This is a genomic window from Pseudomonas sp. P9_31 (assembly GCF_034008235.1).
Taxonomy (GTDB): domain Bacteria; phylum Pseudomonadota; class Gammaproteobacteria; order Pseudomonadales; family Pseudomonadaceae; genus Aquipseudomonas.
Genome location: NZ_CP125375.1, coordinates 5,538,858 through 5,557,880, shown reverse-complemented (window position 1 = coordinate 5,557,880; position 19,023 = coordinate 5,538,858). Strand labels below are relative to the sequence as shown.

Genomic DNA, 19,023 nt, shown 5'->3' with positions numbered 1-19,023 from the left:
CTCGATAAATTGAAGCGCTAAACCCTAGCATCAAAACGACTACTAAAAACCACCGCATGGATAAACAGGAGTTTTCATGCAAGGGCTTAGGTGGCGATAGTCCTGCCCGTTAGTTGCGTTCGGGCCCGCAACCCTTAGACCCGAAATGCCTGCACCGCCGTATGCAACTGCCCACCCAGCGTCAGTAAATGTTCGCCCTGGCTGCGGCCTTCACCAATCCTCAGCAAGTTATCCCCACCCAATTGATGAATCCGCTCGCTGTGATCGCGGATTTCGCTGACAGCGCCGCTCTGCTGGGCAGTGACATCGGCGATGCGCACGGCGGTGTCGGAAATGGTCTGGATCGCCCCGACAATTTTATCCAGCGCGCCGTCGGCCGCCTGGGCCTGATTGGCCGTGGCTTCGGCGTGTTCGACCTGGGCGCGCATGCCTTCGACCGATTGCCGCGCGGCGGTTTGCAGGCCGGCGATCAGTGTTTGAATCTCGGCCGTGGCACCGGCGGTGCGTTGTGCCAGTGAGCGAACCTCTTCGGCCACCACCGCAAACCCCCGGCCCATTTCTCCGGCGCGGGCCGCTTCGATGGCAGCGTTCAGGGCCAGCAGGTTGGTCTGGTCGGCAATCGAGCGGATCACTGTCAGCACACCGCCGATGGTCGCTGACTCTTCAGCCAGATGTTCGATCATCTGCGCATTGCCTTGCACTTCGCCCACCAGCGCGTGCAGCCCGGTGAGGCTCAGGCCGATTACTTTCTGGCCGTGCTCCACCGCAAGCCCGGCGTGGCGACTGGCGTCAGCGGCCTGGCTGGCGTCACCGGCGACTTGTTGAATCGTCGCCTCGAGTTCACCGAGGGAGTCGCGGATCAGTGCCGTGTCGCCGGCCTGATGCTCGGCGCCGCTGTGCAGGTCGTTGCTCAATTCGGCCAGCGTTCGGCTGCTGCCGGCGACCTGTTCGGCGTTGAGGCGAATGGTACCTACCAGGTCGACCAGATAGGCGCGCAAGCGATTGAGCGAGGCTTGAATGTCATGCAGTTCGCGGTTGGTCGCGCCCAGTTGAATGTCGCGGCTGAAGTCGCCCTCGGCCCAGGTCGAAAGCGCCGGGGCCAGGTTGGTCAGGGTTCGGGCCAGGCGTCGCTGCAAGGTATCGATGAGCAGTGCGATCAGCAGGATCAGCCCGATCATCACTCCCTGCATCAGCCGTACTTCGCCCTGGATTTGCCCGTGCTGGGCGCGCACCACCGGTTCCAGCCCGGCGATGGCCTGTTGCACGGCGGTAATTTTCAAGTGCGTCGCGGTGCTGAGGTCGGTGCGTTTCTGGATCTGTTCGCGCGTGCGTGCCAGTTCAGCGGGGTAGCGGGTGAGCAGGCTGTTGAGTTCACGCTTGAGAGTGACACCGGCGTCTTCGGCGACGGTTTTTTCGGTGTTCTCCAGGCCCATCATGGCGGCGAAATCATCGGTGTTCGATTCACTGCTGGTGGTTACCCCCAGCAGCGGCAAGGCGCCCAGTTGTTCGGCCTGAATGCGAATGCTGGCGACTTCGCGCTCGACATCGGCAGCCAGTTCGCTGCGTCCGCTGCTGACCAGTTTGTCCCGGGCCAGAGACAGTTTGCCCAGATGCTGGGAGGCGGCGAGCAAGGGCGCAAGATACGCTGCGTTGCCACTGGCGTACTGGCTGAGCTGATCGAGGCTGGCGCCGAGCTCGCGTTCAGCTTGCAGCAGCAGGGCCTGTGGATCGCCGGCGAGTTTGCCAGCGGCCAACAGGTCCGTCTTGCTGAACTCATCCAGGCTCGACAGGCTGGGCCGCAAGGTGTCAGCCAAGGGGGGCGGCAACTCGCCGAGCTCCTTTTGCAGGCTGTCGATGGCCTGGCTGGCGCTGCTCAGGCGCAAGGCATCGCCGCTGGCCAGGTAATCCTCAACGTTGCGCGCCACTTCATTTTGAAACTGCTGAGACAGGCCCAGGTAGTGCTCCATTAACAGATAGGGGCGTTCCAGGGCTTTTTGCGACCACCAGAGGGTGACGCCGAGGGCCATGCACACGGCGACCAGAAGGAGGGTATTGAGATTGGTCAGCAGCTTCAGGCGCATCGTGGTCTACCAACGGCAGAATGGTAAGTGCCTGAAGTTATTGCGTTTCTGTTACAGGGTTATGACCGAATCGGTCGATTCCGATGAAAAAGTGGCACTTTGCTTTGACTCCCGCGCGGCTTGCACACGGTTGCGTCCTGCGTTCTTGGCGCGGTACAGCGCCTCGTCCGCCTGGCTGGCCATCAGCAGGCTGTCGGAGTCTTCGCGCAGATCGACGACGCCGGCGCTGAAGGTGCACCAGAGGTCCTGGGGCTGAGCGGGGTAGTGAATCTCGGCAAAGCGCTGGCGGATCTCATCGAGCACCTTGCAGGCCGATTCGATATCGGTGTCCGGCATGACGATGGCGAACTCTTCACCGCCGTAGCGGCCGATGAAGTCGGTCTTGCGCAACCGTTGTTTGAGGAACAGCGCCAGGCTCTTGATCACCCGGTCGCCCATGGGATGGCCGTGGCTGTCGTTGACCCGTTTGAAGTGGTCGATGTCGAGCATCGCAAAGCTCAGTGGCTTGTTCTCGCGACGGGCGCGGAATGAACAATCTTCGAGCAATTGCAAAATATGGGTGTGGTTGTACAAACCGGTCAGGCTGTCGCGAACCATCCGCGCTTTCAAATTGCGCGCCCGCGCCGCGCGGTTGCGCACGGTGGTGATCAGGTGCCGTGGCTTGATTGGCTTGGTCAGGAAGTCGTCGCCGCCCTCGCTCATGGCGTCGAGCTGCTTGTCCAGATCGTCTTCGGCCGACAGATAAATGATCGGCACGCTGACATAGCGGTCGTTGTGCCGGATCACCTTGGCCAGTTCAGTACCGGTGCAGGCTGGCATGTACATGTCGAGGATGATCAGGTCTGGCTGGAAATCCGCCAGTTCGGCCATGGCGTGGATCGGTTCGATCAAGGTTCGCGTGACGATTCCGGCGCTATTGAGCAGACGCTCGGTGTGCAAGGCCTGGGCGCGGGAGTCGTCGATGATCAGCACTTTATAAGGTTCGTACTGGGCGACGCAGGTCAGGACTTCGATCTTTTCCAGCAGGCTCGAGGCTTCGAGGGTGCCGGTGAGAAACTCCTGGCCGCCGGCGCGCACGGCGGCGAGGCGGGTCGGGGTATCGGTTTCGTGCAGGCTGAAGAAAAGTAGCGGTAACGGTTCATCCAGACCGATCTGGGCTTCGGCCGCCAGTTTCAGGCCGATGCCGGCACCGCTGAAGTCGACATCCATGACAATCGCCGCCGGCAAGCGCTCGACCATCGAGGCGCGGAACGCGGCGACACTGTCGAGGGATTGCGCGCTGAGCCCGAAGAATTCAAGTTGCTTGGCCAGCCGCTCGGCCCGGTCGTGATCCTGCAGCATTACGTAGATCGGTTTGCGCAGCGGCGGCAGGAAGGTTTGTTCGAATTGATCGCCATGGCGCAGGCCCGTGCGGGACAAACGCTGCATCAGGCGATTAAGGTCAGTGATCAGTCCGCTGCTCAGGCGTCCGCGGTTGGCATCCACCGCTTCCAGTGACTGGCCGATGTGGCGTGCCAGCTGGGTGTGTTCCGGCTGTTCGAAGCGTTCGGCAAAACGCAGCAGGCGCAGGTTGGCCTCACTCAGCTCCGACAAGTCGGTGGTGGACCATTCGTTGCGTTGCAGGCGTTGCCATATCTCAAGAATCTGACGCGCCTGATGAATTACCCGCTGGGCAAAGTGGTGCTTGAGGCGCTCACGGCTGGGGTCTTCTGGCTCGGTCATATCCTGACTACTAGTTAGGGTGCATGCTGAGATCGACTGATGGCTCTATGCTAGCACCTCTTTTCGATTGCATGAGTGTCGTACGTCAATAATCTGCAAAGCGACTTCACTCAGTGCCCGACCGACTGGTCGGATAGCCTTGTAGCAGCAGGCTTCGCCAGCTGCTACAAGGGGCGTGCTTCATTTATAGTGGCGCCTCGACCATGCGATTGTGTGGCTCAGTGCTCCGCGCGGATTAATGCGCGGCAAAATGAGGCACGATGGCGTAGGGTTGTGGTCGAACCGATGAACTCAAGTGATTGAAAGGATACCGCCATGCTGGACTGGAAGAACCGCACGGGCAGCGCGCCTGAACGTGCCGCTGAACCGAAATCGGCCACCCGCAGTTATTTGGGCGGCCTGTTGTTCAGCCGGGCGCTGGCCACTCTGACTGGCCTTTACCTGTTGGTGGCTATCGCGCTGGGCTGGTACTGGAGCCAGGAGCCCGCATTGTTCCCGGTTCAGCAGAATGCCCAGATGGCGGCCGAAAAAGAAGGCAAGCAGATGGTCGTGGGTTACACCACGGTGGAAACCCTCAAGACGGTTGCCGGTACCCTGCTGACCAAACCGGGTGGCTATATTTCCAACGACCGCTTTCCGCCGGGCCTGTGGATGGACAACATGCCGAGCTGGGAATATGGCGTGCTGGTCCAGGTTCGCGACCTGAGTCGTGCGTTGCGCAAAGACTTCGCCCGTTCCCAGTCGCAGTCCGCCGAAGACGCCGACCTGGCCAAGGCCGAGCCGCGTTTCAACTTCGACAACAAGAGCTGGGTGCTGCCGTCCAGTGAGTCCGAGTATCAGGAAGGCATCAATTCCCTGAGCCGCTATCAGGCACGTCTGTCGGGGGCTGACCAGAAAAGCGCGCTGTTCTATGCCCGCGCCGACAACCTGAACAACTGGCTGGGTGATGTGGGAACCCGTTTGGGTTCGCTGTCGCAACGGCTGTCGGCCAGCGTAGGCCGGGTCAAGCTCAACACCGCGCTGAAAACCGAAGTCCCGGCGCTCGGTCAAGTGCCGCAGGTTGATGAAGAAGTCGTCGAAACCCCGTGGATGCAGATCGATAACGTGTTCTACGAGGCCCGCGGTCAGGCCTGGGCCTTGTCCCACCTGCTGCGCGCCATCGAAGTCGACTTCGCCGATGTGTTGGCGAAGAAAAACGCCACGGTCAGCGTGCGCCAGATCATCCGTGAGCTGGAGGCCTCGCAAGAGCCGGTCTGGAGCCCGATGATCCTCAACGGCAGCGGCTTCGGCGTGCTGGCCAACCACTCGCTGGTCATGGCCAATTACATCTCCCGGGCCAACGCCGCGGTGATCGACTTGCGTCAGTTGCTCAATCAGGGCTGAGTCATGGTCGATAACTCCGTCGATAGCATGCGGGAGGCCGCCCACCGTGCGGCCTCGGATGCCGAGCAGATCGCCTGGGTCGACGAGCAGGACAACCTGCTCGGCGCACTGGTCCGCTCCGACCTGCGTGAACGAGGGCTGATCGGGCGCGGCACCTACATCATGCTGTTCAATTCTGCCGGTGAGCTGTGCGTGCACCGGCGTACCCTGAGCAAAGCGATATATCCCGGTTATTGGGACGTGGCGGCCGGCGGCATGGTGCTGGCTACCGAGACCTACGCCGAATCGGCGGCCCGTGAGCTGGAAGAAGAGCTGGGTGTGAGCGGTGTGGAACTGACCGCCCATGATCACTTTTTCTTCGAGGACACCGGCAACCGGCTCTGGTGTTCGGCGTTTTCGGCGGTGTGGGATGGCCCGTTGATCCTGCAGCCGGAAGAAGTGCTTGAAGCGCGCTTCATCCCGATCGATCAGGTTCTGCTGGAAATCACGCAGAAGCCTTATTGCCCGGACTCTCTGGCGGCCTTGAAGCGCTATCTTCGTGCCCAAGGGGAGAACGTCGCAAAAGAGCTGTAAATTGGCGCCGATTGGCTCTTAGCAAGTCGGCTTTTTGCCGTTACACTGCGCGACCTTTTCAAGCTGAACCGGTAATGCTTGTTGTAGGAGCTGCCGCGGCTGCGATCTTTTGACTTCAGCTTTTGAGTCAAAATCAAAAGATCGCAGCCTCGTTGCACTCGTCGGCTCCTACACCGGGTTTTCCGTTTCAGTAGCGCTGCCCCTGCCTGAGTGGGGCTTCGCGGTCGATGGCACTCAGTTGCCGCGACCAGTCTTTGTCCTCCCAAGAGGATTGCCGGTGGCCAAAAAAGCCGCATCCTTCGCCGCCCTTGGTGGCCTGGTATTTTCCACCGACGCAGGTCGTCATTGCCCCGATTGCCGTCAACCGGTGGATGCCTGCATCTGCAAACAAACCGTCATCCCGGCCGGCGACGGCATCGCTCGCGTGCGTCGCGAAAGCAAGGGCCGTGGCGGCAAGACGGTGACTACCATCACCGGCGTGCCGTTGGCCGAAGACGCACTCAAGGAACTGGCCACCACGTTGAAGAAACGTTGCGGGACCGGTGGGGCGTTGAAAGACGGGATCATCGAAATCCAGGGCGATCATGTCGAGCTACTCTTGGGCGAGCTGATCAAACACGGTTTCAAGGCGAAGAAGTCCGGCGGCTAGCAGCCTCTGTGAAAACCACCCGCGGCTTGATCCAGTCCTGATTTTTCATTTTGGCCTGGCGTCGTCTCCATGGTTTTCACAGAGCCTGTTCATGACCGGTTTCTAAACTCACTGCGGTCAACGAGGTCTACCCCCTCGTTGACGAACCGTCATTTTCATTCTTTAGACTGCGCCGGCCTGAACTCAAGGCGACGCTCTATGACTTCTTTATAGGGGACTTCGATGTCCGTAAGACGCACACGCAAAGACGATGGCAGCCAATGGACAGTTGCGGACAGCCGCAGTGTTTATGGGATTCGCCATTGGGGGGCCGGGTATTTCGCGATCAATGACGCCGGTCGCGTCGAAGTTCGTCCGAACGGCCCGACCAGTTCGCCTATCGACCTGTTCGAGCAAGTCGACCAACTGCGCAAAAGCGGTTTGTCCTTGCCGTTGCTGGTGCGCTTCCCCGACATTCTGCAAGACCGCGTGCGTCAGCTGACCGGTGCGTTCGACGCCAACATCGAGCGTCTGGAATACCAGAGCAAGTACACCGCGCTGTACCCGATCAAGGTCAACCAGCAGGAAGCGGTGATCGAAAACATCATCGCCACCCAGAACGTATCGATCGGTCTGGAAGCCGGCTCCAAGCCTGAGCTGCTGGCGGTACTGGCGCTGGCGCCGAAGGGCGGCACCATCGTCTGCAACGGTTACAAGGACCGCGAGTTCATCCGTCTGGCGTTGATGGGCCAGAAGCTCGGTCACAACGTGTTCATCGTCATCGAGAAAGAATCCGAAGTCGGTCTGGTGATCGAAGAAGCGGCGGCGCTCAAGGTCAAGCCGCAGGTCGGCCTGCGCGTGCGTCTGTCTTCCCTGGCCTCGAGCAAGTGGGCAGACACCGGTGGCGAGAAATCCAAGTTCGGCCTGTCGGCGGCGCAACTGTTGTCGGTGGTCGAGCGTTTCCGCGCTGCCGGCCTGGATCAGGGCATTCGCCTGCTGCACTTTCACATGGGTTCGCAGATCGCCAACCTGGCGGACTACCAGCACGGTTTCAAGGAAGCGATCCGCTATTACGGCGAACTGCGCAACCTTGGCCTGCCGGTCGATCACATCGACGTCGGTGGCGGCCTGGGTGTCGACTACGACGGTACTCACTCGCGTAACGCCAGTTCGATCAACTACGACATGGACGATTACGCCGGTGTCGTGGTCGGGATGCTCAAGGAATTCTGCGACGCGCAGAGCCTGCCGCACCCGAACATCTTCTCTGAAAGCGGCCGCTCCCTGACCGCCCACCACGCCATGCTGGTGGTGCAGGTGACCGACGTCGAGAAACACAACGACGACGTGCCGAAGATCGATAACAAGGAAGAACTGCCGGAAACCGTGCAGTGGCTGGTTGACCTGCTCGGCCCGACCGACATTGAAATGGTCACCGAGACCTACTGGCGCGCCACGCACTACATGAGCGACGTGGCCACTCAATACGCCGATGGCAAGCTGACCCTGGCGCAAAAAGCCCTGGCCGAGCAATGCTACTTCGCCGTTTGCCGCCGCCTGCACAACTCGTTGAAGGCCCGTCAGCGTTCCCACCGTCAGGTGCTCGACGAACTCAACGACAAGCTGGCCGACAAGTACATCTGCAACTTCTCGGTGTTCCAGAGCCTGCCGGACACCTGGGCCATCGGCCAGGTTCTGCCGATCCTGCCGTTGCACCGTCTCGACGAAGAGCCGCTGCGCCGTGCGGTGCTGCAAGACCTGACCTGCGACTCCGACGGCAAGATCAAGCAGTACGTCGACGAGCAGAGCATCGAGACCAGCCTGCCGGTGCACGGTCTGAATGACGGTGAAGACTATCTGCTGGGGATTTTCCTGGTGGGTGCCTACCAGGAAATTCTCGGCGACATGCACAACCTGTTCGGTGACACCGACTCGGTGAACATCTACCAGAACGCCGACGGCAGTGTGTACCACGCCGGTATCGAAACCCACGACACCATCGAAGACATGCTGCGTTACGTGCACTTGTCGCCGGAAGAGCTGATGACCCACTACCGCGACAAGTGCGCCAGTGCCCGCATCAGCGCCTCCGAGCGCACCCAGTTCCTCGATGCCTTGCGTCTGGGCCTGACCCGTTCGTCTTACCTGTCTTCTTGAGGTAAGGCGCTGCACCCATCGGGTTGTCTGAAAATTCTCCGTACGTTGCGGAAATTTCAGATGACCTGGTGCGGGGCTTCTCTTTTTTCACGCGAAATGACCCACATTCCTAGCAATCCAAGCGATGTGGTCTTCTTTTCACGTAGGTCATTTCCTAAGTTGTACTTCGGCACTCTACTCGGCCATGTCTCTCAGCGAGAATCCCCAGCCGCCCCTCCTGTAGAGAATCGCCGATGTTCGATCCAGTCAACGAGCCGTCATTTCGTCTGGATATAGCGGGTCTGCCCGACTCCTTTGAGGTCTTGGCCTTTACCGGTAGTGAAGCCATCAGCGAGCCTTTTGTGTTCGACGTGGATCTGCTGAACGATGACCCGACGCTGGACCTTGCTAGCCTGCTGTACCGTTCGGCCTTTTTGCACTTCGGGCCGCCGGGGGAGGGTATTCACGGGCAGTTGCTTGGCCTCGCTCAACCCGGCCATGGCGACGAACCCAGGCTTTGCCGTGTGCATCTGGGACCCAGGCTGGCGTGTCTGGCCCAGCGCTTCAATCAGCGAATCTTCAGCAATCGCTCGGTGCCGCAGATTCTCGCTCAGGTGCTCAAGGAGCACGGCATTGCCGGCAAGGATCGTCGCTTCGAGTTGAGCGGCGATTACCCACCCCGTGATTTCTGCACGCAGTACCGGGAATCGGACCTGCAATTTCTCCAGCGTCTGTGCGCCCAGGAACGGCTTCATTACTATTTCGAGCACCGCGTGCACGGGCACTGCCTGGTTTTCGGTGATGGCCTGGGGCCGTTTCACCGTGGCGAAGAGAGCGTCTTCGAGGGTGAGAGCGAACGGCCGGGGGTGCACCCGTTCAAGCTTCACGGCTGCGGGCAGATTGCCGAAGGCCAGACGAACCTGGCGACGCTGCGCAGCGGTCAGCTGATGCCGTTGTCCGGCCATCCTTGCGCGGACTTGAATCGTCTCTGGCTGTTGACCCATGTCGGGCATCAGGGAGGGCAGGAACCGGGGGGGTCTTATAGCAATCAGTTGCGCGCCATTGCACAGGAAGTGCCTTTCGTGGCGGCTTATGCGGGTGTGAAACCCAGAATGCACAGCTTGCAGCGGGCGTGGGTAGTCAACGTCAGTGAGCCTCGCCCCGATCCATCCAGACCGGTTGCCGTGCAGTTTGACTGGCTTTATCAGGGCGAAGGCGCAGCCCCCAGCCACTGCTGGTTGCCGTTGGCTCCCGAGCTGGAAAGCGCAGGAGCCATGCCGTTGAGTGAAGGCACGCAGGTGCTGGTGAGTTTTATCGAAGGCGATCCGGATCAACCCTTGATCAGCGGATTTCTTCCCCGACCACCGTCCAGCGCAGAGCCAGCCCTACCCGACCTGCTATCCGCCTCGACGACTGAAGCCAGCCGCGCGGTCGATGGTTTATTGGGTTTACTGCAATCGAGCGAACCTTTGGTGCTTCTGTGCCTGCTGCCGGGCGGGGGCAGTTTCAGTCATTGCGCGCAATCCTTTTGCACGTGCCGGGCAGCGACGCAGCTCGGCCAGAGCGGTGCGGCATGATCGCCGCTCAGGCGCCCGACTCGACCCCGCAATGGCTGTTGCTCGATATACCGGGCGTGCCTGGGGCCGGTGTGATGCTGCGGCAACAGTTCGCTCATGCCCGATGGTTCTGGCTGTTCGAAAGCACCGAGTTTCACCCGTTGCGTGAGCGCGGGCCGGCGTTGGTCGACCTTCGCGAATGCCCGGCACTCGCCGAGCTGTACTCAAGTGAGCCGCACATCTGGAGTGGGTTGCTGCTGGTCAGTGAAGCACCGCCATCGCAGTTGCTGGAGCATTTGCGACGCATGCTCACAGTCACCTTCGGTCTGCATCACCGGGCCTTGCTGAGCTACTACAACCCTCAAGCGGCAAGTTACTTTTTTGATGCCTGCGACGCGCTGGAGCTGAGTCGCTGGCTCGGTCCGATCGACCAGTTGCGCTGGTTCGGCGGCACCTGGGCCGATCGAGCCATTGGCTGTCCGGGCTGGCAGCAGTTGCTCAATCCGCGGCTTGCCGTCAGGCCGCTGGCCATCGAAGAAAACCTCAGCCTGCGTCAGCGAGACTCCTTGCAAACCTGCCTGCTGGAGCAACATGCCTGGCGCTGGAGCCGATCCACCGGGACTGACTACAACAGCTTGTGGGCCCATCTGCAGGAAGGGCTGGCGCTGGGTTTCAGCGAACGCCCGGTGCTCGATGGCTGGTTATGGCTGCGCTTGCAGCACCCCGATGCTATGCCCCAGCTACCGTTGCCGGGAATCACTCAGCAGGAACGTCTCGATAGCCTGCGCAACCTGTGGCAGAACGATCAACCCTGAATGTGTTGAAGGTCTGCCCCTCGTCAGCCTTTGAACCAGCTGTCGTTCTTGCGCAAGTACCAGGCGAACGCGCCAAGGGTCAGGCTGCGCAGCAACATGAACAGCAGGAAGGTTATCCACAGGCCATGGTTGCCCAGACCTTGCAGCGCCCAGGCGAAGGGCAGCAGCAGGAGCACCGTCAACAGCATGCCGTTGCGCATTTCCCGGGCACGGGTGGCGCCGATGAACAGGCCGTCGAGCAGGTAACTCCAGACGGCAATCAGCGGCAGTGCGGCGAGGTAAGGCAGGTAGATGAAGGCGGTGTCGCGCACGCTCTGGATGTCGGTCTGCATCTGGATGAACAGGTGCCCGGCGAACAGAAACAGCAAGGCAAACCCCACACTCGCCAGCAACGACCAGCCGCACGCTACCACCAGTGAGCGGCGCAGGGCCTCTCGGTCGCGAGCGCCGATGGCGTGTCCGCACAGGGCTTCCACGGCGTGGGCCAGACCGTCCAGTGCGTGGGCGGTCAGCAGCAGGCCGTTGAGCAGCAATGCGTTGGCGGCGACCGTGGCGTCGCCCAGCCGCGTACCCTGCACGGTGATCAGGAAAAACACCGACTGCAACGCCAGGCTGCGGATGAAGATGTCGCGGTTGACCGCCAGTAATGGGCGCCAGCTCTGCCACAACGCCAGCGCGGCCCAGGCGATATGGCCGGGATAGGCGCGCAGGGCTTTGCGGGTCATGAACAGGCCGATCAGCGCGCCGGTCCACTCGGCAATCACCGAGGCCCGCGCCGCGCCGACCACGCCCCACTCCAGGCCGAGCACGAACCACAGGTTCAGCGCGATGTTGACCAGGTTGGTGCTCAACAGAATGGCCAGCGGTGCCCGGGCGTTCTGGGTGCCGAGGAACCAGCCGACCAACGCATAACTGGCCAGTGCCGCCGGCAGGCCGAACAGCCGTGTGTGGAAGAACTCGCGGGTCAGTTGATCCAGCTCCGCCGACGGTTGCATGAAGTGCAACGCGACCCCGCTCAACGGCACGCCCAACGCCCCCAACAGTATGGCCAGGCCCATGGCCAACAACAAACCTTGCAGCAATATCTGCCGCAACGCGGCGCCATCCCCGCGCCCGGCAGCCTGGGCGGCGAACCCGGTGGAGCCCATGCGCAGAAAACCCATGGCCCAGGCGAGAAAGGTATACAGGCTGGCGCCCACCGCAACGGCACCGAGCTGATGAGCATGGGGCAGGTGGCCGATGACGGTACTGTCGACCAGCGCCACCAGCGGTACGGAAATGTTCGAGAGAATCATGGGGGCGGCGAGCGCCCAGACGCGACGATGGGTTGGACGGTCGCGCCAGTCGGCAATCAGGTTGGACATGCAAGCTCCTTGGAGGCGCCTGCATTGTAGCGACACATTCGCAATCTACACCGATCCATTGTGGGAGCGAACCTGCTCGCGATAGCGGACTGACAGTCAACTTGGATGTTGAATGTGCTGGCGTCATCGCGAGCAGGCTCGCTCCCACAGGGGATGGTGGGGTTAGTGAATGATCCAGCTCAGTAACCACAACCCCAGCAGCAACCAGATAATCCCCATGATGATCGACGCGTTCATGAAGGCGCGGATCGCCGACCACAGCAGCATCAGCCCGATGATCAAGGTGATGATGCTGATGATCGAAGTTTCCATGCCCAGTGCCTGGGCCAGCCCTTCGACAAAATTGCTGCCGGCGTTGCTCAACAGGTTGAACAGACCACTGAGGGTATCGATGATAAAGCGGATGACCGAACCGATTGCCTGGCCGAGCCATTCGAAAAAGCTTTCTACCTGCATGTGTACGTCCTGATGGAGTGGTGGCGTGGTTGCCGGATCCGAGCCTTGGGCTATTGATCGTGCTCCCGGGTTCCCCACAAGCATAGAGGGTTGCACTATTCCTGTAGGAGCGAGCCTGCTCGCGATGGTCTGTCAGTCAACATCTACGTTGAATATCAACGCGCATTCGCGAGCAGGCTCGCTCCCACAAAAAATCGCCTCCGCCGCTTAACCACTGCCACTTGCCTTCACCCGCCATCCCCCTGAAGCTATACGCCTTCAGGAGAGCCCGATGAACCTTGTTGAACTGACCGAACGCCTGCACGCTATCCGCGACCGCAATGACTGGCGGCAATTTCACAGCCCGAAAAACCTGACCATGGCCGCGAGCGTGGAAATGTCCGAACTGGTGGAAATCTTCCAGTGGCTGAGCGAAGACCAGTCGCGCCTGTTGCCGGCGGACAAACTCGCCCATGCCGGGCAGGAAATCGGCGACATCGTGCTGTATCTACTGCTGCTGTGCAGCGAGTTGGGGTTGGACATGAATGAAGTGGTGCGCAACAAACTCGCGGACAGCGAACGGCGGTTCAGCTGATGAGCGACCGTCATTTCGATCAGTTGGCGACCCGTTTCGCTGAAAAAATCTACGGTGGCGCCAAAGGTGCGATCCGTCTTGCCGTGTTGCAGGCCGACCTGGCCGAAACCCTGCCGGACCGCCCGTTGCGCGTACTGGACATCGGCGCCGGCCTCGGCCACATGTCGCTGTGGCTGGCCCAGCGCGGTCATCAGGTAACCCTCGCCGAACCCGCCGAACCGATGCTTGAAGGTGCCCGTCAGCGCTTCGCCGAAGCCGGGCAGACGGCGACGTTCATTCAGGCGCCGTGGCAGGACCTGCTCGGTCAGCTCACCGAACCCTACGACCTGGTGCTGTGCCACGCCGTGCTGGAATGGCTGGCCGAACCCCATGCGATTCTGCCGGTGCTGCATCAGTTGACGAAGCCGGACGGCTGGTTGTCCCTGGCGTTCTACAACCGCGATGCGTTGATCTACCGTAACTTGCTCAAGGGCCATTTCCGCAAGATGCGCAAGAACGACATGGCCGGCGAGAAGCAAAGTCTGACCCCGCAGCAACCGCTTGATCCACGGGAACTGGCGGCGCAACTTGAGAGCATGTGGCAGGTCGAAACCCAGAGTGGGGTGCGGGTTTTTTACGACTACATGCCGGTGGAGTTCCAGGCCCGCGTCGAACTGCCGGACTTGCTCGAAATGGAACTGGCGCACCGCCGTCACCCAAGCTTCGCCGGGCTTGGGCGCTACCTGCACTGGATCTGTCGGCCGATCTGACCGGAGCGCGAAATGAAAAATCGTTCAGGGTTACTGGTGATCTGTCTCGGGTTGGCGGCCTGTCAGGGCAGCAACCCTTATGTCGCGACGTCCAATCCTCTGCCACCAGCCCCCCCGCAGGCCGCCAGCACCTTCGACCGCAGCGCCTACCCGGCGGCGCCTCGGGATTACGGGCGCTATCGCAGCTGGGCCTGGCTCAACGGGCACCTGCCACCGGGCACGGCCTGGGCCGACTCGGAGCAAGTGGCCGAAGCGGTCAGCAATGCCCTCGATCAACGCGGCTTGCGCCCGCTGCACGACAACCGCCCGGCGGACCTGTGGGTCAGCGCCGATTTGCGCTTGGAAACCCGTTTGCGTCAGGTGCAGGACGGCTCTGATTACGGTGGCGGTTATGGCGGCTACAACCGCTACGGCAGTGGTTACGGCATGTACAACACGGTGCCGGTCATCCGTACTTATCAGGTGCAAGTCGTGGTGGTGCGGGTCGATCTGTTCGACGCGAGTACCGGTCAACCGGTGTGGAGTGCCAGCGCTGAAACCAGCAGTCAGGGCAACCAGGGCGAGCGTGCCGATGCCATTCGTGAAGCTGTGGAAAAGGCCATGTCGGCGTATCCTCCCAGTTAGCCTCCTGTTCAGGTGCATGTCTTCTATCGGAGAAAAATCATGTTCCGCCGTCTCGCTTTACTGACCATGGCCGCACTGCTCACTGCCTGCGCCGCCAACCAGGTCAATCATGACTTCGATTCCAGCCGCGACTTTGCTGCCTATCGTAGCTGGAGCTGGAAAGAGCCCGCCGTGCAATACCGTCCCGAAGACCCGCGGATCATGAGTGACCTGACCGAACAGCGCATTCGCCTGTCCGTTGCCGATCAGCTGGATCAGCGCGGTTTGCGCCCGGCCGCCGCGGGTGCCACCTCGGACCTGAAGGTGCAGACCTACCTGATTGTCGAAGATCGCCAGCAACAAGTGACCACTAACTATGGCGGTGGTTGGGGTAGCCCATGGAACGGGTACTGGGGCGGGCCGATGTACAACGAAACCCGCAACGTCAGCTATAAGGTGGCGACCATCCAGATCGACCTGCTCGATGGCAAGGACGGCAAACTGGTATGGCGCGGCAGCGACGAGCAGACGCTCAGCCGCACACCGAACCCGCAGGATCGCAGCAATACAATCCGCGAGACGGTCGGGCGGATACTGGCGAATTATCCACCGCACTAGACCTTAACCCTCTGACACCACAGTTCCCTGTGGGAGCGTGGCTTGCCCGCGAAGAACGAAAACGCGTCATTCGGGGCGCCCGACGTGGGTGATCTGATCGCCCGTGACAATCGGCAGTTCGATACAAAACCGCGCGCCCTCGGACGAGTTTCCGACGCTTAGCTTACCGCCCATGTTCTCGACGATGCCGTAACTCACCGACAACCCGAGCCCGGTGCCGATGCCCACCGGTTTGGTGGTGAAGAACGGCTCGAAAATCCGCTCCAGCAGCCGTGGATCGATGCCGCCGCCGTTGTCCTCGACCCACAATCGCACCGAGTGTTCATCACGCTCGGCGTACACCGAAATCCACGGTTTGAACGCCTGGTCGGCCTCGCGTTTGCTCAGCAGCGCGTCCCGCGCATTGACCATCAGGTTGATCAGCACCTGTTCCAGCTGATCGACGTAACCGCGCACCTGCACTTCAAATCCGGTCTCGCTGACTCGCAGCTCGACGCCTTTACCGCGCATGCCTTCGGACAGCAGCGACAGCGTGCCCTCGATGGCTTGAGCCGGGTTGAACGGATGCTGCTCGACCTCCGAGCGCTGACCAAATACACGCATGTGATCCACCGCCTGCGCCGCGCGCTGGACTTGCGCGTCGATGCAGTTGAGTTTGTCTGTCAGGTAATCGATTTGCGCATCACCATTGCTCAGGCGCTTGAGCACATTGACGATGGCCATGCGCATCGCGTTCAACGGCTGATTGATTTCATGGGCCAGCCCGGTGGCCATTTCGCCGAGCAAGGCTTGCAGAGATTCCAGCCGCTCCAATTGCAAATGGTGCTGATGCTCGCGCAAGCGCTCAAGCAGTGGCCCGGCCAGGGCGGCGGTGAGTTGCAGCCAGTCACGTTCGCTCAGATCGGGGGCACGCTGTTGCACCGGGTAAAAACCACAGAGCAACCAGGCCACCACGCCTTGGGCATTGTGATAGGGCACCGCGAACCCTTCGGCATTGCCGAAGATGCTTTGCAGGCGCGGGTATTCGCTGGGGGTCAACGGCTGGGGCGCTGATCCATTCAAACTGTCGAGACCGGTGCCCAGGCGTTGATTGATGTCCCACAATCGGGGCGCATCGAAGGCCGTGTAATTTTGGTGAATCAGCCAACCCTCGGCCTGTTCGTCGAGCAAGGCAATGGCCATGCACGGGATCTGAAAGCGCAGGGCCAGGCCTTGCAGTTGGTCCGCCAGCACCTCGGGCAGGCGCGTCAGGCTGCACAGGCGCAACTGTTCGCTGACTTGCACGGCGAGCAACTGGCATTGCTCGCGGCTGCGCGCTTGTCGGCGCTTGAGCAGCAGGTCGCCGATGTCGATCAACTGCAGCAACCAGTTGTCACCCAACGGCTGCACCCAGCCACGCAGATGCAGGGGTTGTTCGCCGAGGCTGAAAAAATCTAGGTCCAGGCTCTGTCCCTGCCACTCTGCAGGCGTGCCTTCGACCGACAGAACACTGTGGGGCATGAGGTAATCGAGCAGACGGGGCGCCTGCGCGGCGGGAGTTTGTTGCGCCAGCAGATGCCGTAACGAGCCGGTCAGGTGAATCACTCGACCTTCGCCATCCAGATGCATCTGCACACCGACACTGTGTACGCTCGGGGCGTCCGGAGCGATCGGGGGCTGTGGCGATGGGCGATTGAGCAGGCGCCCGAAGAGCTTGTCTCCGGTCCTCAAAACTGCAGGCTCGATCGGGCGCTGGCCACATTGAAGTTCAGCGCGGCGGGAGTCCAGGCCAGTTGCCGACTCAGTTCGGTGGTGGCAACGGTTCGCACGGCGGTGTCGTAATTGGCGGTGCCCGGGTCCAGCGCCACACTGCGGCGCTCCGCTTCGGCCGTCGATTGATTGAACGATTGCATCAGCAACAGCGGCAGGCTGTAACTGACCAGCCCATAAAACACAGCGAAGAAAATGATGAACACCAAGGCGAACTCAATCGCCACGGCACCTTTTTGTTTGTGGGGGAGGCCTGTTTTCATGAGTGCGTCTACCCTGACCATCACAACGTAGTATCAGCATAGAATCATTCAACTAAAACGGACGTTTTTTAACCGGTGCAGAGCTTTGGCTGCATTGGCCTTCACCTTGCCCGGTTATGCATTGAGACATCTGGGGGCAGGTGACGTGAAACTGATGGCGACACTGGGCCTCGCGACGGACGGTATGCACCTGCTAGGCGGTTTCATCGGCGCCGGATTGGCCTGCGCGTTCTGGCTGCTGCTGGCGCCAAGACTCTGGCTGTATATGGGTCAGAGGTTTAGGGACCGTCTTCGTTACCTGGGGCCTGGAACGTCAAAAAAGCAGCCCTTTGCGCCGTTCGTACTGGTGGGCATGTTGCTCACACTGGCCTGGATGCATTAGTCGCGGGGGGCACCTGTTCTATGTACATAGTTGGAAAGTGCGTCTACTTTCAAAACAGTTGTTGTACAGCCCGTGGTCGTCGTACAGGAACGGTCAAGCCAGACTTGGCATGGAGTGACACGTGAACAAAGTTACCTCGGCAATAAAAGTCCTTGTTGTCGATGACGAACCATTGATTGTCGAAGAGCTTTGCGAGTTCATCGAGCGCAATGGTTATCGCTGTATTGCTTGTCAGTCTGGCAAGCAGGCGATCGAGCGTTTCACTGAGTACGAGGATATTGGCCTGGTGCTCTGTGATTTGCAGATGCCTGACATGGATGGCATTCAGCTCGTTCAGGCGCTGCAACAAATATCCGGTAAACACCGGGCGTTCGAAGCGATCATGCTCACCGGCCACGCAGACAAGCAGGATGTGATCAAGGCCTTGCGCGCCGGGTTCGCCGATTACTATCAAAAGCCGATTGATCTGGATGAGTTGCTCGAAAGTTTGCAGCGCCAGGAAGTGGTTTTGCAGGAGCGGCAGAAAAACCTGCAGTTGGGGCATTTGAGTCAGAAGCTGCAATACCTTTGTGAGTCGATCGACGAGTTGTATCAGGATCTGGACAAGGTGCGCCGGGGACCGTCCTCGGCGTCTTTGTCTGATTCGGCTGACGGTGCATTCAGTGAGGTCGAGCGGGTGGAGATGCCGGCGGTTTTCAATCAGCTGTCGCCGCGGCAGCTGGAGGTGGCGCGGTTGGTGGGCAAGGGACAGACCAATTATCAGATTGCCTGTGAGTTGGGGATTACCGAAAACACGGTGAAGCTTTATGTGTCGCAGGTGTTGCGGTTGACGCATATGCATAACCGCACGCAAGTGGCGTTGGCGTTGTCGCCCGGTAATGCTGGTGGGCGGCGGCTTACCGCGCACTGAGTTTCTGGAGTACGCCGCTCCTACACGGAATATGGTTTCTCCTGTAGGAGCTGCCGAAGGCTGCGATCTTTTGATCTGGGCGGCCAGACAGCCGACCAATCCCTCTCAGGCATACGCAACCCACTGTGGGAGCGGGCTTGCCCGCGATGGCGGCCTTACAGGCAACGATGTTTATGGCTCGGTAAAAACATCAGAACCTTCCCACATGTTTTTCAGGTTGCCCGTCGGAAGCTGCGTCTCTAGCCTTTGTCCGTCGCTGACAATTCAGCGACCGGGCGTCGCGGCTCGATTCTTGAGGCATAATCGCTCCACCGAACAACAACACTTTTTGGTGTCTGTCGTTTCGTGTCATGGCGACTGTGCGCGGGATACCTTCGGGTATGCCGAGATATGCCTCTGGGGTCGGTCCGCGAACCCGCGTACAGCTGCCACCCCAAATTGCGTCGCGGCAATTTGGAAGT

The 19,023-nt window shown here is 60.6% G+C and carries 15 protein-coding genes and 3 pseudogenes; 12 read left to right on the top strand and 6 right to left on the bottom strand.

Annotated features, from left to right (window positions below; translation table 11 throughout):
• Positions 1-134: 134 nt before the first annotated feature.
• Both QMK51_RS29070 and gcbA read right to left on the bottom strand, forming a co-directional pair.
• Positions 135-641, bottom strand: a pseudogene (locus QMK51_RS29070) (methyl-accepting chemotaxis protein); the annotation flags it as partial.
• A gap of 1,491 nt (positions 642-2,132) precedes the next feature.
• A complete protein-coding gene (gcbA, locus tag QMK51_RS25165) occupies positions 2,133-3,803 on the bottom strand; it encodes a diguanylate cyclase GcbA (RefSeq protein WP_258697733.1) in 1,671 nt (556 codons plus the stop codon).
• A 315-nt stretch (positions 3,804-4,118) separates the two neighbouring features.
• On the opposite strand from gcbA, the gene QMK51_RS25160 reads away from it, so the two are divergent.
• The 6 genes from QMK51_RS25160 (at position 4,119) to QMK51_RS25135 (ending at position 10,894) form a co-directional block, all read left to right on the top strand.
• Positions 4,119-5,186: a DUF2333 family protein gene (locus QMK51_RS25160; RefSeq protein WP_258697732.1), complete on the top strand. Its 1,068-nt coding sequence runs from the start codon at positions 4,119-4,121 to the stop codon at positions 5,184-5,186.
• A gap of 3 nt (positions 5,187-5,189) precedes the next feature.
• Entirely contained in the window at positions 5,190-5,759 is a 570-nt protein-coding gene (locus QMK51_RS25155) for an NUDIX hydrolase (RefSeq protein ID WP_320392363.1), read from the top strand.
• A 277-nt stretch (positions 5,760-6,036) separates the two neighbouring features.
• A complete protein-coding gene (locus tag QMK51_RS25150) occupies positions 6,037-6,408 on the top strand; it encodes a translation initiation factor Sui1 (protein ID WP_320392362.1) in 372 nt (123 codons plus the stop codon).
• 222 nt (positions 6,409-6,630) lie between these two features.
• Positions 6,631-8,544 carry an arginine decarboxylase gene (speA, locus tag QMK51_RS25145; protein WP_320392361.1) on the top strand — a complete coding sequence of 638 codons (1,914 nt, stop codon included), beginning with the start codon at positions 6,631-6,633 and terminating at the stop codon, positions 8,542-8,544.
• 233 nt (positions 8,545-8,777) lie between these two features.
• A complete protein-coding gene (locus QMK51_RS25140; protein WP_320392360.1) occupies positions 8,778-10,100 on the top strand; it encodes a contractile injection system protein, VgrG/Pvc8 family in 1,323 nt (440 codons plus the stop codon).
• Complete coding sequence (locus QMK51_RS25135; protein ID WP_258697728.1) at positions 10,097-10,894, top strand: DUF4123 domain-containing protein; 798 nt, start codon at positions 10,097-10,099, stop codon at positions 10,892-10,894. Before QMK51_RS25140 ends, QMK51_RS25135 begins: the two co-directional genes overlap by 4 nt.
• Positions 10,895-10,917: 23 nt before the next feature.
• On the opposite strand, the gene QMK51_RS25130 is transcribed toward QMK51_RS25135, so the two are convergent.
• Together QMK51_RS25130 and QMK51_RS25125 are read right to left on the bottom strand one after the other, a co-directional pair.
• Positions 10,918-12,258, bottom strand: coding sequence for an MATE family efflux transporter (locus QMK51_RS25130; RefSeq protein ID WP_258697727.1), 1,341 nt, complete (start codon positions 12,256-12,258; stop codon positions 10,918-10,920).
• A gap of 162 nt (positions 12,259-12,420) precedes the next feature.
• Positions 12,421-12,714 carry a hypothetical protein gene (locus QMK51_RS25125; protein ID WP_320392359.1) on the bottom strand — a complete coding sequence of 98 codons (294 nt, stop codon included), beginning with the start codon at positions 12,712-12,714 and terminating at the stop codon, positions 12,421-12,423.
• A gap of 271 nt (positions 12,715-12,985) precedes the next feature.
• Between QMK51_RS25125 and QMK51_RS25120 the strand changes: the two genes are divergently transcribed.
• Genes QMK51_RS25120 through QMK51_RS25105 form a run of 4 tightly spaced genes read left to right on the top strand, consistent with a single transcriptional unit; the run spans position 12,986 to position 15,258 of the window.
• Entirely contained in the window at positions 12,986-13,288 is a 303-nt protein-coding gene (locus QMK51_RS25120) for a MazG-like family protein (protein WP_320392358.1), read from the top strand.
• Positions 13,288-14,037 carry a methyltransferase domain-containing protein gene (locus QMK51_RS25115; protein WP_258619834.1) on the top strand — a complete coding sequence of 250 codons (750 nt, stop codon included), beginning with the start codon at positions 13,288-13,290 and terminating at the stop codon, positions 14,035-14,037. The genes QMK51_RS25120 and QMK51_RS25115 overlap by 1 nt, the downstream gene beginning before the upstream one ends.
• Positions 14,038-14,049: 12 nt before the next feature.
• Positions 14,050-14,661, top strand: a complete 612-nt coding sequence (locus QMK51_RS25110; RefSeq protein WP_320392357.1) for a DUF4136 domain-containing protein — start codon at positions 14,050-14,052, stop codon at positions 14,659-14,661.
• A 39-nt stretch (positions 14,662-14,700) separates the two neighbouring features.
• Entirely contained in the window at positions 14,701-15,258 is a 558-nt protein-coding gene (locus tag QMK51_RS25105) for a DUF4136 domain-containing protein (RefSeq protein WP_320392356.1), read from the top strand.
• Positions 15,259-15,324: 66 nt separating this feature from the next.
• On the opposite strand, the gene QMK51_RS25100 is transcribed toward QMK51_RS25105, so the two are convergent.
• Both QMK51_RS25100 and QMK51_RS25095 read right to left on the bottom strand, forming a co-directional pair.
• Positions 15,325-16,968, bottom strand: a complete 1,644-nt coding sequence (locus tag QMK51_RS25100; protein ID WP_320392355.1) for a sensor histidine kinase — start codon at positions 16,966-16,968, stop codon at positions 15,325-15,327.
• A gap of 8 nt (positions 16,969-16,976) precedes the next feature.
• A pseudogene (locus QMK51_RS25095) lies at positions 16,977-17,270 on the bottom strand (TadE family protein); the annotation flags it as partial.
• 85 nt (positions 17,271-17,355) lie between these two features.
• On the opposite strand from QMK51_RS25095, the pseudogene QMK51_RS25090 reads away from it, so the two are divergent.
• Both QMK51_RS25090 and QMK51_RS25085 read left to right on the top strand, forming a co-directional pair.
• Positions 17,356-17,652 (top strand): annotated as a pseudogene (locus QMK51_RS25090) (prepilin peptidase); the annotation flags it as partial.
• A gap of 121 nt (positions 17,653-17,773) precedes the next feature.
• On the top strand, positions 17,774-18,562 hold the full coding sequence (locus QMK51_RS25085; RefSeq protein WP_320392354.1) for a response regulator transcription factor: 789 nt from the start codon (positions 17,774-17,776) through the stop codon (positions 18,560-18,562).
• Positions 18,563-19,023 lie beyond the last annotated feature (461 nt).